This is a genomic window from Kribbella italica, from assembly GCF_014205135.1.
GTDB classification, from domain to species: domain Bacteria; phylum Actinomycetota; class Actinomycetes; order Propionibacteriales; family Kribbellaceae; genus Kribbella; species Kribbella italica.
In genome coordinates this window covers 6107348-6124254 of record NZ_JACHMY010000001.1, presented here as the reverse complement: position 1 = coordinate 6124254, position 16907 = coordinate 6107348, and the positions used below count along the sequence as shown (strand labels likewise).

The following is a 16907-nucleotide window of genomic DNA, read 5'->3' as shown; positions in this document are numbered from 1 at the left end:
CAGTCGTATGTTTCAGATCGTAGAGCTTGAGGAGTGTTGGTGGAGAGCGGGGTGCCCGGCGGTCGGCCGGTGCTGGGGGACGAAACAGCCGAGATCGCCCGGGTGGTGGTCGAGCAGGCGCCGGGAGTGGAGAAGATCCCGGCCGCGGAGCGGGTGTACGCGTACGTGAAGGCCGCGATCCTGGATCGCGTCTACCCAGGCGGTGAGCTGCTCACCGAGGGTGAGCTGGCCACGGCGGTAGGAGTCTCCCGTACGCCGGTGCGCGAGGCCCTGCTGCGGCTGGAGGAGTCCGGCCTGGTCAAGCTGTACCCGAAGAAGGGCGCCCTGGTCCTGCCGGTGCTGCCGCAGGAGATCAACGACGTCCTGGAGGCTCGCGAGCTGCTCGAGACCCACGCGGCCGCGAAGGTCTGGCCGCGGCGCAAGCAGCTGATCGAGGTGCTGACCGCGAAGGTCGACGAGATGCGCGCGCACCGCAAGGCCGGCGACGCGAAGAGCTTCCTGGAAGCCGACCGCGCTTTCCACGAGGCGATCGTCGGTGCGGCCGGCAACGAGATCCTCGCCAAGCTCTACAACAGCCTCCGCGACCGCCAGGTCCGGATGGGCGTGCCGGGCATCGAGGTTCAGCCGGCCCGGATGGACCGGTCGATCGTCGCCCACACCGAGATGATCGAGGCGCTCGGCGGCAACAGCGTGAAGCGGTTCCGCGAGCTGGTCGTGTCCCACATCGAGGTCGCCGCGGCGGATCTGCGAGGGGTGCGGTGACCGAGCTCCTCTTCCCCCTGGGCGGTCGGCGAGCCTGGGCGGTGTGGGCGGCTGCCGTCTTCACCTACCTGGTGACCGTGCTGCACCGCGGCTCGATGAGCGTCGCCGGTCTGCAGGCGGCCGAGCGCTTCCACATCTCCGCGTCGGCGCTGGCCAGCTTCACCGTCGTACAGCTCACCGTGTACGCCGCGATGCAGGTCCCGGTCGGCATCCTGCTCGACCGGTACGGCTCGAAGCGGCTGCTGATCACCGCGTCCGGTCTGCTCTTCCTGGCCCAGTCGGCGTTCAGCCTGGTCGACTCCTACCCGGCCGCCCTCGCGGCCCGGGCGGTGCTCGGCGTCGGTGACGCGCTGGTCTTCATCAGCGTGCTCCGAGTGGTGATGTCCTGGTTCCCGGCGCTGCGCCAGCCCGTGATGTCGCAGGCCACCGGCATGCTCGGCGGTATCGGCGCGATCGTCTCGACGGTCCCGATGGCCGCGGCGTTCCACGCCTTCGGCTGGACCGGGACGTTCGCCGGCGCCAGCGTGCTCAGCCTGATCACGGGCGTCGCCGTACTGTTCCTGATCAAGGACACCCCGTACGACGAACCGCTGCACCGCGCCAAGCAGTCGCTCACCGAGGTCCGCCACAACCTGCGCCGCGCCTGGTGCGAGCCGGGTACGCGGCTCGGCCTGTGGACGCACTTCACCACGAGCTTCTCCGGCTCGACCTTCGGCCTGCTCTGGGGGTACCCGTTCCTCGTCCGCGGACAGGGACTCTCCCCGACCACGGCCGCGTCGTTGCTGATCCTGCCGGTGCTCGCCGGGCTGTTCTACGGCCCGCTGGTCGGCCGGTACGCCGCGCGCTTCCCGTTCTACCGGTCCTGGATCGTGCTGGCGGTGGTCAGCGGATCGGTGCTGATGTGGACGGTCGTGCTCGTCTGGCCCGGTCAGGCGCCGCTGCCGGTGCTGTTGCTGCTGATCGTCGTACAGGCTGCTGGTGGTCCGGGATCGATGCTCGGGCTCGACTACGCCCGGACGTTCAACCCGTCGACGCGCTTCGGCGCCGCCAACGGGATGGTCAACACCGGCGGCTTCATCGCGACGCTGATCTGCATCGGCATGGTCGGGATCCTGCTGGACGTGTCGTCGGGCGGTGCTCCACAGGAGATCGGCGACTTCAAGTTCGCGCTGGCGTTCCAGTACGTGCTGTGGGCGATCGGTACCCGGCAGATCCTCAAGTACCGGCGCAAGGCCCGTGGCCACCTGGCCCGGTACAACCCGGAGGCGTACCAAGCACTGCTCGCCAACCGGATCATGCCGCTGAAGGGCTGAGACAGCCCGCTGAGACGGGCTGTCAGCCGAGTGCCAGGCCGGTGCCAGCGGGTCGGTGGACTGTGGTTCCCAGAGACACGAAGTCATCTGGAGGAACCGAATGTCCACACCGAACCAGCCCGCCATCGTGGCGGAAGGCCTGGTCAAGAAATATGGCAGCACGATCGCGCTCGACGGCGTCGACCTGACCGTGCCGACCGGCAGCGTGCTCGGCGTCCTGGGACCGAACGGCGCGGGCAAGACCACCGCCGTCCGGATCCTCGGCACGCTGCTCCAGCCGGACGCCGGGTACGCGAAGGTCGGCGGGTTCGACGTGGTCAAGGAGGCCGGCCGGGTCCGCGAGATCATCGGCCTGACCGGGCAGTACGCCTCGGTCGACGAGGACATGTCCGGCCGCCGCAACCTGGTCATGATCGGCCGCCTGATCGGGCTGACCCGCCCGCAGGCCAAGAGCCGCGCCGACGAGCTGCTTGAGCGCTTCGAGCTGACCGACGCCGGTGACCGGATCGCCAAGACCTACTCCGGCGGCATGCGCCGCCGGCTCGACCTGGCCGCGAGCCTGGTCGGCAACCCGAGCATCCTGTACCTGGACGAGCCGACCACCGGACTCGACCCGCACGCCCGCAACGGCGTCTGGGACACCGTCCGCAACCTGGTCCTCGACGGTACGACGGTGCTGCTCACCACGCAGTACCTGGAGGAGGCCGACGCCCTGGCCGACTCGATCATGGTCTTCGACAAGGGCCGCGTCGTCGCCGCCGGTCGCCCGGCGGAGCTCAAGGCGCAGGCCGGCAAGCAGTCGCTCGACGTCCGCCCGGCCGAGCCCGGCCACCTCGAGCGGGTCGCCGCGATCGTCGCGGAGTCGACCGGCACCCGGCCGACCGTCGACGTCGTCAACGCCCTGGTCAGCGTGCCGGTGAGCGACGGGTCGTCGATGCCGGTCGTCGTACGGCGGCTGGACGAGGCCGGAATCGCCGTCACCGAGCTGTCCCTGCGGCTGCCCAGCCTGGACGAGGTCTTCCTCGCCCTGACCGGCCACGCCGCCGAAGCAGAGTCCACCGCAGTCCTGGAAGGAGCGGGCCGATGAGCACCGCAACCCTCACCCCTACTACCGCGGACCCGCAGCACGCCGTACGGCGGAGCAGCCCGTTCGCCTGGGTCCAGCAGAGCCTGACGCTGGCCTGGCGCAACATCGTCCGGATCCGGCAGAACCCCGAGGCCCTGGCCGACGTCACGTTCCAGCCGATCATCTTCCTGGTGCTGTTCCTGTTCGTCTTCGGTGGCGCGGTCAGCGGCGGTACCGGCGGGACCTGGCAGGACTACCTGCCGTTCCTGCTGCCCGGCGTACTCGTGCAGTCGGTGGTCTTCTCGACGCTCGGCACCGGGATCGCGCTGAACGAGGACTTCGCCAAGGGCGTCTTCGACCGCTTCCGCAGCCTGCCGATCGCCCGGGTGTCACCACTGATCGGTGCGGTGCTCGGGGACACCGTCCGCTACCTGACCTCGATCGCGATCCTGATGGTCACCGGCCTCGCGCTCGGATTCCGGTTCGAGAACGGCGTCGGCAACGGCCTGCTCGCCCTGCTGCTGGTGCTGGCCTTCGCGCTGTCGCTGTGCTGGGTGTGGGTCTGGCTCGGCCTCAAGCTGCGGACGGCCCAGGGCGTCCAGGGCATCGCCTTCCTGGTGATGTTCCCGCTGACCTTCGGCAGCCCGATCTTCGTCCCGACCGACACGATGCCCGGCTTCCTGCAGGCGTGGTCGAACATCAACCCGATCAGCTACCTGGTCGACGCGATGCGCGGCCTGATGCTCGGCGGCGAGATCCAGAAGCCGCTGCTGCTCACGCTGGCCTGGATGGTCGGCCTGGTCGCGGTCTTCGCCCCGCTGGCGATCCGCGCCTACCGCAAGCGCACCTGACGAACCCGCGGACGACGAATGGCCGGAGCTCCCCAGCTCCGGCCCTCGCCGTTCTCAGCTCGCGATCGGCGTCGTCTGGGCGAGCACGATCGTCCACGCGCCGTCGGTCCGGGCGCACACGTAGGTGAGCGCACCGGTCAGCGGCAGCGCGGACGGGGCAGCTCCCGGCCGCCGGTCGTCGATGGTCTTCACGCAGCTGACGACGGCCAGGTCCGGGAGCGGTGCGGACCAGTGCCCGGATCTGGTCCTCGTCGGTCGTTCTTGGCGAAGTCATCCGGACAGCCTGCTACCTCAAGACCGCTTGAGGTCAAGCGGCGCGGCTCCACGGCGCCCCGCAAACCAGCTGACAAGACCTTGCGCTGAGTGACTAAGATGAGCGGGTCACGCACGGGGTAGCGACAAGAGGTGTTATGAGCGATCCCTCCGTGCGCCGGTACTCCGGACGCTCGGTCGACGAGTGGAAGGCCGCCAGGCGGGAGCGCCTGCTGGACGCCGCGCTGGAGCTGTTCGGGACCGACGGGTATCCCGCGACCTCGGTGGAACGCCTGTGTGCACAGGCGAAAGTGTCGACCCGGCACTTCTACCACGAGTTCCAGAACAAGGAAGCCGTGCTGCTCGCGGTGCACGCCCAGGTGATCGAGCTGGGGGTGCGCAGTACGGGGGACGCGCTGGCGGCGACGCAGGACGCGCCGGTCCGCGAGCGGATCGCGGCGGCCCTCGACGGCTACCTGCAGACCATCATGACCGACCTGCGCCGGGCCCGGATCTCGTTCGTCGAGGTGGTCGGGGTGAGCCCGGCGGTGGAGGAGCAGCGGATCGCCTTCCGCGAGCTGCTGGTCTCCAGCGTGGTCGCGATCGGCGACGAGGCGGTGGCCCGGGGCGAGATCACCCGCAAGGACTTCCGCTTCCTCGGCCTGTCCTTCATGGGCGCGGTGAACACCGTCGTCTACGACTGGATGCTCGCCGACCCGCGTCCACCGGAGCAGCAGGTCCAGGCCGCCCTGCGCGCGCTCGCGGTCAATCTGATGACAGCAGACCCCCGCGACGGCGACCCGTCGGCAGGGTGAACCGCTTGCGCAGCTCGGCCATCGCGTCGTCGTGCCCCAGTCCCGCCCCGGACCGGAAGGCCGTCTCGTAGGCCGCTTCGCCGAGCGCCGCAAGGGTGCCCTCGACGGTCCCGCGGACCCACTGGTCGGGGATCGTCCGGACGCCACGGATCGCCGCGGCCAGGCCGAGGGTCCGGGCCGCCAGCTCGGCGTCACCGGCCATCAGCTCGACCGACGCGGCGACCTCGACCACGGCCGACGCGATCGGCATGTCCTCGGTGGTCAGTGCCAGCGCGACGGCCGGCTCGATGTTGCGGCGGGCCCCGGAAAGGTCGCCCTTGGCAACCATCACCCGGGCCAGCTCGGTCATCACCATCGCCTCGCCGTGCGGTGCCATGCGCTCGGCCTGCGGGTCGAGCGTCGCGAGCGCCCGTTCGGCCAGCTCGAGCGCCTCGTCCAAGCGTCCGGCCATCCGGCTCAACGCGGCCATCCCCATCAGCGCGGTGCCCTGGCCGCCGCGGCCACCGGTCTCCCCGGCCAGCCGCTGCGCCTCACGAACGTCGGACCACGCTCCGTCGAGGTCGCCCAGCTCCGCGCGGCTCGTCGCCGCCTGCCCGAGCAGCTGCGGCATCCCTTCGCTGGTGCCCAGCTCCTCGGTCAGCCGCATCGCCTCGGTCAGCGCGTCGATCGCGGCCTGGTGATCGCCGTGGGTCGCCGCGTGAGCAGCCAGACCACGCAGCGCCAGCGACGTACCCCACCGGTCGCCGAGCGCGGTGAACCCGTCGTGCGCGAGCTGCAGGTCGGCCGCCATCTGCTCGACGTCGCCCTCGTTCTCGCGGAACATCGCCGTCATCATCACGGCCATGTTCCGGGTCCAGGGGTCGATGCTCTCGCGGGCTTCCTCCAACTGCTGGAAGGAGGTCGCCTTGTCCCGCCGGAAGGCGGCCCACGCGGCGTTGGTGAACCAGCCGACCGCGGACAGCCGGACCTCCTCGTGCCGCCGGCTGAGCAGCCGCACCTCGGCCAGCCCACGGATCGCCTTGGTCACGGAGTCCGAAGGGTCGGCGCCGTTGGACAGTGTGCCGAGCGAGTAGAGCATCACGGTCAGCGCCCGGGCCAGCGGTTTCGTCGGTCCCGGTACGGCGAGTGCCGCCTCGAACCAGGCCACCGCCTCCGACGGGCGGCCGCGCATGTTCCAGTACTGACCGAGGACCGCGACGAGCTTGATCGAGTCGTTGGCCCGGCCGGCGTCGATCGCCGTCCGCAGCGCGTCCAGCAGGTTCTCGTTGTCGGCGTCCATCCGGGCCATCCACTGCAGCTGGTCGCCGGTGCGCAGCTTCGGTTCCGCCTTGCGCAGCAGATCACCGAAGTACGCCGCGTGCGCCTCGCGGACCTGGTCGACCTCACCGGCGGCAGCGAGCTGCTCGGCGCCGTACGCCCTGACGGTCTCGAGCATCCGGTACCGGACCGAGCGCTCCTCGGCGCCGGCCTCGACCAGCGACTTGTCGACCAGTGAAGCCAGTACGTCGAGCACAGCCTCGGGCGGCAGGCCCGGTCCGCTGCAGACCTGCTCGGCGGCCTCGAGCGTCGCGCCACCGGAGAAGCGCGACAGGCGGCGAGCCACGGCCTGCTCGTCCGGCTCCAGCAGCTCCCAGCTCCACTCGACGACCGCACGAAGCGTCTGGTGCCGCGGCAACGCCGTACGGCTGCCGCTGGTCAGCAGGCGGAACCGGTCGTTCAGCCGGTCCACGATCTGCAGGGGAGTGAGCGCCCGCAACCGGGCGGCGGCGAGCTCGATCGCCAGCGGCATCCCGTCGAGCCGGCGGCAGATCTCCGCGATCGCCTGGCGGTTCGCGTCCGTGATGGCGAAGTCCGGGCGCACCGCGCGGGCGCGGTCGACGAACAGCCGGACCGCCGGGTAGTCGTCGTCGGTCGCGTCGACCGGCGGCAGCGCGAGCGGGCCGACCTGGTGCAGGTGCTCGCCGGGGATGCCGAGCGGCTCGCGGCTGGTGGTGAGCACCCGCAGCCGCGGGCACTGCGCCAGCAGCGAGTCGACCAGTCCGGCGACCTCCTGGATCAGGTGCTCACAGTTGTCGAGCACGAGCAGGATGCGGCGGTCCGCGATCACCTCGACCAGCCGGTCCGTCGCCGAGCGGCTGGTGGGGAAGCGTTTCGGTGTCAGCGTGGTCTGCATGGTGTCGACGTACTCGCTCGCGCCCAGCGCTGACAGCAGCGTCGGAGCCACGTCGGCCTCTTCGGCCAGCGGTGCGAGCTCGACGAAGTAGATGCCGTCACCGCTCTGGTTGACCAGCGTCCGGCCGGTCTCGGTCGCCAGCCGGGTCTTGCCGGCGCCACCTGGCCCGACCATCGTCACCAGCCGGGTGCCGTCGCTCAGCTGCCGTGACAGCTCGGCCACGTCCTCGGTCCGGCCGACGAAGCTGGTCAGCGGGGTCCGCAGATTGCTCTTCGGCTTGGGGGCCGGTTCAACAGCTTGTACGCCGCCTGAGGTGGCCGGTGGGTCGATCTCGTCGCCGCGGAGCACTGCCACGTGGACGTCGCGCAGCCGCGAGCCGGGGTCGGCGCCGAGCTCGTCGGCGAGCGTCGTACGGACTCGCTCGTACGCCGCGAGCGCCTCGGCCTGGCGTCCGTCGGCAGCGAGCGCGCGGATCAGCAGCTCGTGCGGGCGCTCCCGCAGCGGGTGGGCGAGGGTCAGTCGCTCGAGGTCGGCCACGACGTCGCGGGCGTGACCGGTGGCGATCCCGGCCTCGGCCAGGTCCTCCGCGGTGCCCAGTCGAAGCTCGGTCAGCCGGTCCGCCTCCACCTGGGCGAACGGCAGGTCCCGCAGGTCGGCCAAGGCCTCGCCTCGCCAGAGCCGGTCGGCCTGGGAGAGCAGCTCGCGCGCCTGACTCGGGTCGGCGGCGAGCAGTTGCCGCCCGCGCCGAGCCAGCTCCTCGAACTGCACCGCGTCAACGCAGTCAGGCCCGATGGTCAGCGTGTAGCCCGCTGGGCCGGACTGCACCGAGATGCTCGACTCGGTAGCGGGCAAACCGGCCCGCAGCCGAGAGACCAGCGACTGCAGAGCGTTGGCACTCGGTGCCTCACTGCCCCACAGCCCGTCGACGAGCGTGTCCACCCCAACCGGCTTCCCAGCACCGAGAGCCAGCCTCGCCAGCAGTCCACGCAGCCGAACGCCGCGGACGTCCAGCGGTGATCCGTCGGCCGCCCACATCGCGAGTGGACCGAGCACCGCTATGCGCACCCCACCAGCCTCCCACAGCACCCGCTCAAACCCCCTGCCGTTTGTCACCGCTGTCGGGCTAAGGTCGGCTTCCGTGACAGACATCGCCGCGCAGACACAGACCGCGCTCACCCGGATCATCACCGAGCGTCAGACCAAGGGCCGGGTTCCGGGCCTGGTCGGCGCCGTCGCTCGTGGCGGGAAGCTCGCCTGGTCGGGCGGCGTCGGCTCGGCCTCGCTGGACAAGCCCGGCGTCGCGCCGACCGCCGACACGCAGTACCTGATCGCCTCGCACAGCAAGACGTTCACCGCGGTCGCGATCATGGCCCTGCGCGACGAGGGCAAGCTCAGCCTCGACGACACCGTCGACCGGCTGATCCCGGAGAGCAAGCACGCCGGCGTCACCGTGCGGCAGATGCTCAGCCACGTCAGCGGCATGCAGCGCGAGCCGGTCGGCGACGTCTGGGACGTGATGGCCTTCCCGGACCGCGCCGAGCTGATCGCCGGCTGGAACGAGGCCGAGCGGATCGGCAAGCCGCACCACCGGTTCCACTACTCCAACCTCGTGTACTCCGTGCTCGGCGAGATCATCGCGCGCCTCGACGGCCGGTCCTGGTACGAGTCGATCCAGGCCCGCATCCTGCAGCCGCTGGAGATGCGCCGCACCACGGTCGGGATGGACGGCGGCCCGGCCGCGTCCGGGTACTACGTGCCGCCGTTCAGCGACGTACCGGTGCCTGAGCCGTTGCTCTCGCTCGGCGCGATGGACGCCTGCGGCGGCCTGGCCAGCACCGCCGAGGACCTGGCCAGGTGGACCTCGTTCCTGGCCGACCCGACCGACGAGGTGCTCTCCAAGGACACCCTCGACGAGATGTGCCAGCCGCAGATCATGGCCGATCTGGACCGCTGGCAGCTCGGCTTCGGTCTCGGCTTCATGCTGCTCCGGGTCGGTGAGCGCGTCTTCATCGGCCACACCGGCGGCATGCCCGGCCACATCACCGGCACCTTCCTGCACCGCCCGTCCGGTACGGCGGGCATCGCGCTGATGAACACCTCCGCCGCACCGTCCCCGGCCGCCCTCGCCACCGACCTGGCCATCAAGGTCCTCGACGACGACCCGGTCCTGCCCGAGCCCTGGACCCCCGGCACGACGATCCCCACCGAGCTGGCCGGCGTCCTCGGCACCTGGTTCACCGAGGGCTCGCCCTTCGTCTTCTCGGTCCGCGAAGGCCACCTCGAAGCCAAGTCCCCGGCCGCCGCCGACTACGTCGCCCCGGCGGTCTTCGAACAGATCTCCCCTGACGTCTACCGCACCGTCTCCGGCCGCGAGACCGGCGAACTCCTCCGCATCACCCGCAACGCCGAGGGAACCCCAGTGAAGTTGAACTGGGCAACATACCTGTGCACCCGCGACCCCCTGGCCTTCGGCCAGCACCTGTAGGAGGGGGAGGCGGCCCCCGCCGCCCGGCTACGCCGATGCCCGAGTCGGGCGGTTCCCGCGACCCGGCAACGCCGAGGCCTTGCGAGGCCCCGGCGTGCCGGCGTACGGGCTACTCCGTGTAGCTCGTGTGGCCGTCGAGGATCTCGCGGATGATGTCGAGGTGGCCGACGTGCCGGGCGGTCTCCTCGATCATGTGGCAGAGCACGTAGCGCAGCGAGGCGGCGCCTCCGCCCGCGCGCATCGACGGCGGGCCCTGCTCGAGCGCGTCCAGCGAGAGGTCCGCGATGGCCGCGTTCGACCGGGCGCACTCCTCGTCGTACTCGTCGAGCAGTTGGGCCAGCGGTACGTCGTCGACGAACATCTCGGCGTCGACGTGCCCGTCGTCGGTCCACGGTGTCTGCCCGGTGTCGGGCACCCCGGCGACGTTCAGCTGGAACCAGGAGTACTCGTTCCAGCGCAGGTGGGCCACGAGGCCCGCGACCGTCATCAGCGGGGACGTCGGCAGCACCTTGCGGTGCTCGTCGGCCGGGCTGAGGTCACGGCACTTCATCCGCACGAACGACCGCTGAAGATCCAGCCAGCCGATCAGTTGGGTTCGCTCGTCCGCGGTCAGCGGCGGACGGGTCACTTCGGTCATTCACGACTCCAAGAGTGGAACTGGAGCCACCGCTCAGTCGCTGGTACGACGAGTCGGCGGCACGAAGGTCTTACCAGACATCGCGCTCACCTCCTCTCGTCGTTGCCCGAACCCTAGCGGTCCGCGGTGCCGGAGCTCAACAGGATTGCCTTCACCTCGGCCTTGAGCACCTTGCCGACCTTCGACCGCGGCAGCTCGGTCCACACCACGACCTGCTTCGGCGTCTTCACGCTGCCCAGCCGGCTCTTCACGTAGTTGCGGACCTCCGACTCCGACACGGTCAGCCCCGGGTGCAGCTGCAGTACGGCGGTGACCCGCTCGCCCCACTTGTCGTCGGGCAGCCCGACCACCGCGCAGTCCTGGATCGCTGGGTACGTCATCAGCGTCTGCTCGACCTCGGCCGAGTACACGTTGAACCCACCGGTGATGATCATGTCTTTCGCCCTGTCCACGATGTAGAGGTAGTTGTCGTCGTCAAGGAACCCGATGTCCCCCGTGTGGTGCCATCCGTACGCCGACGCGGCCGCGGTCGCCTCGGGATCCCCGTAGTACCCGGCCATCACGAGCGACCCCCGGACCACGATCTCCCCGCGTCCACCGTGATCCAGGAGCCGTCCGTCGTCCGCCATGATCGCGACCTGGATCAGCGGACTCGGCCGCCCCGCGGACGCGAACCGCTCGACCGCGGGCGACCCGTCGGGGTGGAAGTGGTCGGCCGGCGCCATCGTCGCGATCATCATCGGCGCCTCGCTCTGGCCGAACAGCTGGGCCATCACCGGCCCGATCCGCTCCAGCGCCTCCTCCAGACGGGTGGCCGACATCGGCGCCGCGCCGTACCAGAAGCACTGCAGCGAGCTCAGCTCCGTACTGGGCAAGGACTCCTCGGCCAGCAGCATGTAGATCAGCGTCGGCGGCAGGAACGTGTGCGTGACCCGGTGCCGCTCGACCAGGCCCAGGAACGCGGGCAGGTCGGGCTTCGGCATCACGACGATCTCGCCGCCGAGCGTCAGCACCGGGAAGCACAGTACGCCGGCCGCGTGCGTCAGCGGCGCGAGCGCGAGGTAGACCGGCCGGCCCTCGAACGGGTAGGCCATCAGCGTGATCGCCGACATCGTCTCCAGGTTGCGTCCGGTCAGCATCACGCCCTTCGGCCGCCCCGTCGTACCGCCGGTGCCGACCAGCATCGCGACGTCGTCGACCGGTTCGGCCTGCCACGGCTCCGCCGGTACGCCGGCCAGCCACTCCGCGAGACTGTTTGCCTCAGGCAAGGAATCGTCCAGGCAGACGGCCAGCCGCAGCTTCGGCAGCTCGGGCAGGATCCGTTGCACCAACGGAAGGAACGCCCGCTGGAACACCAGGACCGAGCAGTCGAACCCGTCCAGCAGGTCCCGGTTCTCGGCCGCCTCGTTGCGCGGGTTCACCGGGCACCAGACCGCGCCGGCCCGGGAGATCCCGAAGACGCACGCGAACGCGATCGGGTTGTTCGCCGACAGGATCGCGACCTTGTCGCCCGGCCCGATGCCGGACTTCGCCAGCGCCCGGGCGACCTGGTACGACAGCTCCTGCACCTCGCCGTAGCTCAGGCTGGTCCCGTCCATCGTCAGGCACGGCGCCGCCGGACCGAGCGACGCCCCCTTGTCCAGATAGTCGTACAACCGCACGCGAACTCCTCGGCCGGGTGGAACAGGCACGGGGGCGATCCGAGGGGGTCGAGGGACGCCCCCGCGCCTGGCTCAGTGGTGGACGGTCAGCTCACATCCCCATGCCACCGTCGACCGGCAGTCCCGCGCCGGTGATGAACTTGGCCGCGTCGGAGGCCAGGAAGACCACCGCGTCGGCCATGTCGCCGACCTCACCGAGCCGCCCCAGCGGCGTCAGCCCGATCACGTCGCCGACCGCCGCTTCGGCGGACGGCCAGAGCCCGAGGGTGACCATGTCGGCGGCGAGCTTCATCCCCATCTCGGTCGGGACCAGGCCCGGGTAGACGCAGTTCACCCGGACGCCGTACCCCAGCTTGCCGGACTCCATCGCCGCCACGCGGGTCAGCCGGTCGACCGCGGACTTGGTCGCGGAGTAGCCCGCGATGCCCGGGAACGGGATCGTCGCCGCGACGCTGGAGATGTTGACCACCGAGCCACCAGACCCCGCCGGTCCGCCCGGGCGCATCGCCCGGAACGCGTGCTTCACGCCGAGCGCGGTGCCCAGCACGTTGATCTCCAGCATCTTGCGGACGTCGTCCGGGTCGAGGTCGACGACCAGGCCGGACAGCTCGACGCCGGCGTTGTTCACCAGGATGTCCAGGCCGCCCAGCTCGCCGACGGCGGCGGCGATCGCGGTCTCCCACTGGGCGTCGTCGGTCACGTCGAGCGGTACGAACGCGGCGTTCGCGCCGGTCTGCTTCAGTTCGTCGGCGGTCGTCCGGCCCAGGTCCTCCTGGACGTCGGCGATCACCACCGACGCTCCGGCGGCGGCGAGCGCCGCGGCCATCCCGGCGCCGAGGCCGCGGGCACCCCCGGTCACCAGCGCCTTGCGTCCGGTCAGGTCGTACATGGCATCTCCCCTCAAACGGTGCGGATGCTTGACGCCACGGTCACCGGTGAGGCGGTGACCGGGCGATGGACTCAGCGTCACGGAAGGTTGGACAGTCGTCAAGACTTTCTTGGACAACTGTCAAGAAATCCCGGCCGGGGCGGGTAGGATCGTGGTCAGGAGGCTCGCCGATGACCGAGGTGACGGACCGGATCTCGCGCCGGCAGGTGGACAAGTTCGCGGAACGCCGCGCGCAGCTGGCCACCTCGGCGCTCCGCACGCTGTCCGAGCTCGGGTACGCGCGGACCAGCCTGCGCGAGATCGCCCAGAACTCGGAGTTCTCGCACGGGGTGCTGCACTACTACTTCCGCGACAAGGTCGAGCTGATCACCGCCTGCGTGCGGCAGTACAAGGCCGAGTGCGTCACCCGGTACGACGAGATCGTGGTCACCGCCACCACCGCCGAAGGCCTGCACAAGGACTTCGCCGACGCCCTGGCGACCACCTGCCGCGAGGACGCCTCGATGCACCGCCTCTGGTACGACCTGCGCAACCAGGCCCTCTTCGAGGAGTCCTTCCGCAAGGACGTCCTGGAGATCGACCAGACCCTCGAACTGATGATCTGGCGGGTGGTCACCACGTACGCCGATCTCGCCGAGCGCCCCCTGACCGTCACCCCGTCCACGGCGTACGGCGTCCTCGACGGCCTCTTCACCCAGGCCCTCCTCCGCCACCTCGCCGGCGTCCCGAACGCCACCGAAGACCTGGCCGCCGCAGCCCACCAAACCCTCCCAAAGCTCCTGGAGCCCTGACCCACCTACAAGTCGGCACCACCAGTCATCCTGCCGTCTCCGCCAGGGTGCCGGCCCTCAGAGCCTCCGCTGGTCGTCGATCCGTTTCGCCTTGCCCAGTGAGCGTTCCAGCGCGTGCGGCGGCAGGACCTCGATGGTCGCGGTGATCCCGATGTGGGTCTTGATGCGGTGGGACAGGTCGCGGACAGCCGGGGCGTGGTCGGTCAGGCCGGGAGCGGCCTCGACCCGGACGGTCAGCTCGTCGAGGCGGTTCGGGCGGGTGAGGACACACAGGTAGTGCGGGGTGAGGCCCTCGACCAGCAGGAGCTGTTCCTCGATCTGCGTCGGGAAGACGTTGACGCCGCGGACGATCATCATGTCGTCGGTGCGCCCGGTGATCTTCTCCATCCGGCGCATCCCTGGCCGCGCCGTACCGGGCAGCAGGCGGGTCAGGTCACGGGTGCGGTAGCGCAGGACCGGGAAGGCTTCCTTCGTGAGGGTGGTGAAGACCAGCTCACCCTCGGAACCGTCCGGGAGTACCTCACCGGTGACCGGGTCGATGATCTCCGGGTAGAAGTGGTCCTCCCAGATGTGCAGCCCGTCCTTGGTCTCGACGCACTCCTGCGCGACGCCCGGGCCCATCACCTCCGACAGTCCGTAGATGTCGACCGCGTGCATCCCGGTCCGCTGCTCGACCTCGAGGCGCATCTGCTCGGTCCACGGCTCCGCGCCGAAGATCCCGATCCGCAGCGAGGTGTCGTGCGGGTCGAGCCCGCGCGCCTCCATCTCGTCCAGGATCGACAGGAAGTACGACGGCGTGACCATCACGATCTCGGCGCCGAAGTCGCGGATCAGGTCGACCTGCCGCTCGGTCATCCCGCCGGAGATCGGGACCACCGTGCACCCGAGCCGCTCGGCGCCGTAGTGCGCCCCGAGCCCACCGGTGAAGAGCCCGTACCCGTAGGCGACATGACACACGTCGCCCGCGCGGCCGCCCGCGGCGCGGATCGACCGGGCGATCAGATCCGCCCACCGGTCGATGTCGCCGCGCGTGTACCCGACCACGGTCGGCCGGCCCGTCGTACCGGACGAAGCGTGCACCCGCACGACCTCCGACCGCGGTACGGCGAACATCCCGAACGGGTAGTTGTCGCGCAGATCCTTCTTCGCCGTGAACGGCAGCCGGCTCAGGTCCGACAGCTCCCGCAGGTCGTCGGGTGCGAAGCCGACCCCGTCCAGCGCGGCCTTGTAGTGCGGGACATTCTCGTACGCCGCGCGCACGGTCTTCCGCAGCTGGTCGAGCTGCCGCGCCCGCAACTCGTCGACGGACATCCGCTCACCCGCGTCCTGCAGCGCGGGCGGGCAAGCTTCACCGAGAAAACGCTCGGTCATGGGCGGAGACCCTCTCTCTACGGCCGCGCCAGCAAGGTCGCGATCCCCTGCCCGACGCCGATGCACATGGTGGTCAGCGCGTACCCGGCGTCGCGGTGGCGAAGCTCCAGGGCGGCGGTCAGAGCGAGGCGGGCGCCGGACATCCCCAGGGGGTGACCCAGGGCGATGGCGCCGCCGTTCGGGTTGACGTGCTCGGCGTCGTCGGACAGCCCGAGCTCCCGCAGTACGGCGAGGGACTGGGCGGCGAACGCCTCGTTCAGCTCGATCACGCCGACATCCGCGAGCGGTACGCCGGTCCGGTCGAGCAGCTTGCGGGTCGCGGGCGCGGGCCCGATCCCCATGATCCGCGGCGGTACGCCGGCCGCCGCTGTCCCGACGATCCGAGCCAGTGGGGTGACACCGAGCCGCTCGACCGCTTCGCCGCTCATCACCAGCAGCGCGGCCGCGCCGTCGTTCACGCCGGACGCGTTGCCGGCGGTCACCGTGCCCGGATCGCGGAACGGAGTCTTCAACCCCGCAAGGGCTTCCAGTGTCGTCTCACGCGGGTGCTCGTCCGTGTCGACGACGGTCACCGCGCCACGCTTGCCGGGCACCTCCATGGCGACGATCTCCTCGGCCAGCCGGCCGTTCGCGATCGCCTTGGCCGCGCACTGCTGGCTGCGCAGCGCGAACAGGTCCTGGTCCTCGCGGGCGATCCCGAAGTCGGCCGCGACGTTCTCCGCGGTCTCCGGCATCGAGTCGATCCCGTACTGACCCTTCAGCACCGGATTGACGAACCGCCAGCCGATCGTGGTATCGAAGATCTCCGCCGAGCGCGAGTACGCCGAGGTGGCCTTCGGCATCACGAAGGGCGCCCGCGACATCGACTCGACGCCGCCGGCGATCACCACGTCGTTGTCACCGGCAACGATCGACCGCGCGGCCGAGGCGACCGCGTCCAGGCCGGAACCGCAGAGCCGGTTGATCGTCGAGCCGGGCACGCTGTCCGGGAGCCCGGCCAGCAGCACGGCCATCCGGGCGACGTTTCGGTTGTCCTCGCCGGCCTGGTTCGCGCAGCCGAGCACGACGTCGTCGATCGACGCGGGGTCGAGCGAGGGGTGGCGCGCGAGCAAGGAGCGCAGCACGTGCGCCGCGAGATCGTCGGGCCGCACCGCGGCCAGCGCACCGCCGTACCGGCCGATCGGGGTCCGGATCCCGTCGACGAGATAGGCCACGCGGGTCATAGCGCCATTCCGTTCTGGATCGAGGAGCACGCGAAGGTCATGGGGCCTCCCGGTCTGGACTGAGGAGAGAGGGAGCGCAGCGACCGAACGACGAGGGAAGACCGGGAGACCAAGCCCCATGACCCGCCGAGCCGGAGGCGAGGCCAAAAGCACAGCTCATGAGTCCTCCTTGATGACGGTTCCGGACAGCTGGCGGCTGCGGCCGCGGAACTCGGCGACCACCTCGTCGCCACGGCGGACGGTGACGTCGTAGATCGCGTTCCGGCCGAACGTGGTCCGCTCGCGAGCCTCCGCGACCAGTACGTCGCCGCGCTGGACGGCCGTGACGAACACGATGTCGCAGGCCTGCGCGACGGTGACCTGGTTGCGCGAGTTGCAGGCGAAGGCGAACGCCGAGTCGGCGAGCGTGAAGACGAAGCCGCCGTGAGCGATACCGTGGCCGTTCACCATGTCGTCGCGCACGGTCATCTCCAGCCGCGCCGTCCCGGTCCCGACCGCGACCAGGCGCAGGCCGAGACCCGCGCTCGCGGCGTCGTCGGCCCACATCGCGGCCGCCACGCGGGCGGCCAGCTCATCACTCATGGTTGTTACACCCTATCGACGATCTGTCCAGCGACT

15 protein-coding genes are annotated in these 16907 nt (G+C 70.5%); 7 read left to right on the top strand and 8 right to left on the bottom strand.

The features are described 5' to 3' along the window. The first annotated feature begins 39 nt into the window (after positions 1-39). The 4 genes from HDA39_RS28475 to HDA39_RS28460 all read left to right on the top strand — a co-directional run bounded on the left by HDA39_RS28475 (position 40) and on the right by HDA39_RS28460 (position 3992). Positions 40-762: a GntR family transcriptional regulator gene (locus HDA39_RS28475; protein ID WP_337925930.1), complete on the top strand. Its 723-nt coding sequence runs from the start codon at positions 40-42 to the stop codon at positions 760-762. Further along, on the top strand, positions 759-2075 hold the full coding sequence (locus HDA39_RS28470) for an MFS transporter (RefSeq protein ID WP_184800312.1): 1317 nt from the start codon (positions 759-761) through the stop codon (positions 2073-2075). The genes HDA39_RS28475 and HDA39_RS28470 overlap by 4 nt, the downstream gene beginning before the upstream one ends. 100 nt (positions 2076-2175) lie before the next feature. Beyond that, on the top strand, positions 2176-3162 hold the full coding sequence (locus HDA39_RS28465; protein WP_184800310.1) for an ATP-binding cassette domain-containing protein: 987 nt from the start codon (positions 2176-2178) through the stop codon (positions 3160-3162). After that, complete coding sequence (locus tag HDA39_RS28460) at positions 3159-3992, top strand: ABC transporter permease (protein WP_184800302.1); 834 nt, start codon at positions 3159-3161, stop codon at positions 3990-3992. Before HDA39_RS28465 ends, HDA39_RS28460 begins: the two co-directional genes overlap by 4 nt. A 54-nt stretch (positions 3993-4046) precedes the next feature. On the opposite strand, the gene HDA39_RS28455 is transcribed toward HDA39_RS28460, so the two are convergent. After that, entirely contained in the window at positions 4047-4184 is a 138-nt protein-coding gene (locus HDA39_RS28455) for a hypothetical protein (RefSeq protein ID WP_184800300.1), read from the bottom strand. A 218-nt stretch (positions 4185-4402) separates the two neighbouring features. Between HDA39_RS28455 and HDA39_RS28450 the strand changes: the two genes are divergently transcribed. Further along, the gene (locus HDA39_RS28450; protein ID WP_184800298.1) at positions 4403-5059 is read left to right on the top strand and encodes a TetR/AcrR family transcriptional regulator; all 657 of its coding nucleotides are present in this window, start codon (positions 4403-4405) and stop codon (positions 5057-5059) included. On the opposite strand, the gene HDA39_RS28445 is transcribed toward HDA39_RS28450, so the two are convergent. Then, positions 5010-8297, bottom strand: a complete 3288-nt coding sequence (locus HDA39_RS28445; RefSeq protein ID WP_184800296.1) for a BTAD domain-containing putative transcriptional regulator — start codon at positions 8295-8297, stop codon at positions 5010-5012. The two genes, HDA39_RS28450 and HDA39_RS28445, sit on opposite strands and share 50 nt — an antisense overlap. Before the next feature lie 73 nt (positions 8298-8370). Here HDA39_RS28445 and HDA39_RS28440 point away from each other — a divergent pair, with 73 nt between their 5' ends. Continuing rightward, entirely contained in the window at positions 8371-9717 is a 1347-nt protein-coding gene (locus tag HDA39_RS28440) for a serine hydrolase (RefSeq protein ID WP_184800294.1), read from the top strand. Between the two features lie 109 nt (positions 9718-9826). On the opposite strand, the gene HDA39_RS28435 is transcribed toward HDA39_RS28440, so the two are convergent. From HDA39_RS28435 to HDA39_RS28425, 3 genes are all read right to left on the bottom strand, one after another. Continuing rightward, positions 9827-10354: a DinB family protein gene (locus HDA39_RS28435; protein ID WP_184800292.1), complete on the bottom strand. Its 528-nt coding sequence runs from the start codon at positions 10352-10354 to the stop codon at positions 9827-9829. Positions 10355-10467: 113 nt separating this feature from the next. Beyond that, complete coding sequence (locus tag HDA39_RS28430) at positions 10468-12015, bottom strand: AMP-binding protein (protein WP_184800290.1); 1548 nt, start codon at positions 12013-12015, stop codon at positions 10468-10470. Between the two features lie 91 nt (positions 12016-12106). After that, positions 12107-12904 (bottom strand): SDR family NAD(P)-dependent oxidoreductase, encoded by a 798-nt coding sequence (locus HDA39_RS28425; RefSeq protein ID WP_184800287.1) that lies wholly within the window; start codon positions 12902-12904, stop codon positions 12107-12109. A gap of 170 nt (positions 12905-13074) precedes the next feature. On the opposite strand from HDA39_RS28425, the gene HDA39_RS28420 reads away from it, so the two are divergent. Continuing rightward, positions 13075-13695, top strand: coding sequence for a TetR/AcrR family transcriptional regulator (locus HDA39_RS28420; protein ID WP_184800285.1), 621 nt, complete (start codon positions 13075-13077; stop codon positions 13693-13695). Positions 13696-13752: 57 nt separating this feature from the next. Here HDA39_RS28420 and paaK read toward each other — a convergent pair whose 3' ends face one another. From paaK to paaI, 3 genes are all read right to left on the bottom strand, one after another. Further along, complete coding sequence (paaK, locus tag HDA39_RS28415) at positions 13753-15066, bottom strand: phenylacetate--CoA ligase PaaK (protein ID WP_184800284.1); 1314 nt, start codon at positions 15064-15066, stop codon at positions 13753-13755. A 17-nt stretch (positions 15067-15083) separates the two neighbouring features. Continuing rightward, positions 15084-16289, bottom strand: a complete 1206-nt coding sequence (gene pcaF, locus HDA39_RS28410; protein WP_184800282.1) for a 3-oxoadipyl-CoA thiolase — start codon at positions 16287-16289, stop codon at positions 15084-15086. Between the two features lie 156 nt (positions 16290-16445). Then, positions 16446-16871 carry a hydroxyphenylacetyl-CoA thioesterase PaaI gene (paaI, locus tag HDA39_RS28405; protein ID WP_184800280.1) on the bottom strand — a complete coding sequence of 142 codons (426 nt, stop codon included), beginning with the start codon at positions 16869-16871 and terminating at the stop codon, positions 16446-16448. Positions 16872-16907 lie beyond the last annotated feature (36 nt).

Excerpts from the sequence above, each read along its gene's own strand:
- HDA39_RS28465 (WP_184800310.1), top strand. The coding sequence starts at position 2,176 with ATGTCCACACCGAACCAGCCCGCCATCGTGGCGGAAGGCCTGGTCAAG.
- HDA39_RS28460 (WP_184800302.1), top strand. The coding sequence starts at position 3,159 with ATGAGCACCGCAACCCTCACCCCTACTACCGCGGACCCGCAGCACGCC.
- HDA39_RS28450 (WP_184800298.1), top strand. The coding sequence starts at position 4,403 with ATGAGCGATCCCTCCGTGCGCCGGTACTCCGGACGCTCGGTCGACGAG.
- HDA39_RS28435 (WP_184800292.1), bottom strand. The coding sequence starts at position 10,354 with ATGACCGAAGTGACCCGTCCGCCGCTGACCGCGGACGAGCGAACCCAA.
- HDA39_RS28425 (WP_184800287.1), bottom strand. The coding sequence starts at position 12,904 with ATGTACGACCTGACCGGACGCAAGGCGCTGGTGACCGGGGGTGCCCGC.
- HDA39_RS28420 (WP_184800285.1), top strand. The coding sequence starts at position 13,075 with ATGACCGAGGTGACGGACCGGATCTCGCGCCGGCAGGTGGACAAGTTC.
- paaK (WP_184800284.1), bottom strand. The coding sequence starts at position 15,066 with ATGACCGAGCGTTTTCTCGGTGAAGCTTGCCCGCCCGCGCTGCAGGAC.
- pcaF (WP_184800282.1), bottom strand. The coding sequence starts at position 16,289 with ATGACCCGCGTGGCCTATCTCGTCGACGGGATCCGGACCCCGATCGGC.
- paaI (WP_184800280.1), bottom strand. The coding sequence starts at position 16,871 with ATGAGTGATGAGCTGGCCGCCCGCGTGGCGGCCGCGATGTGGGCCGAC.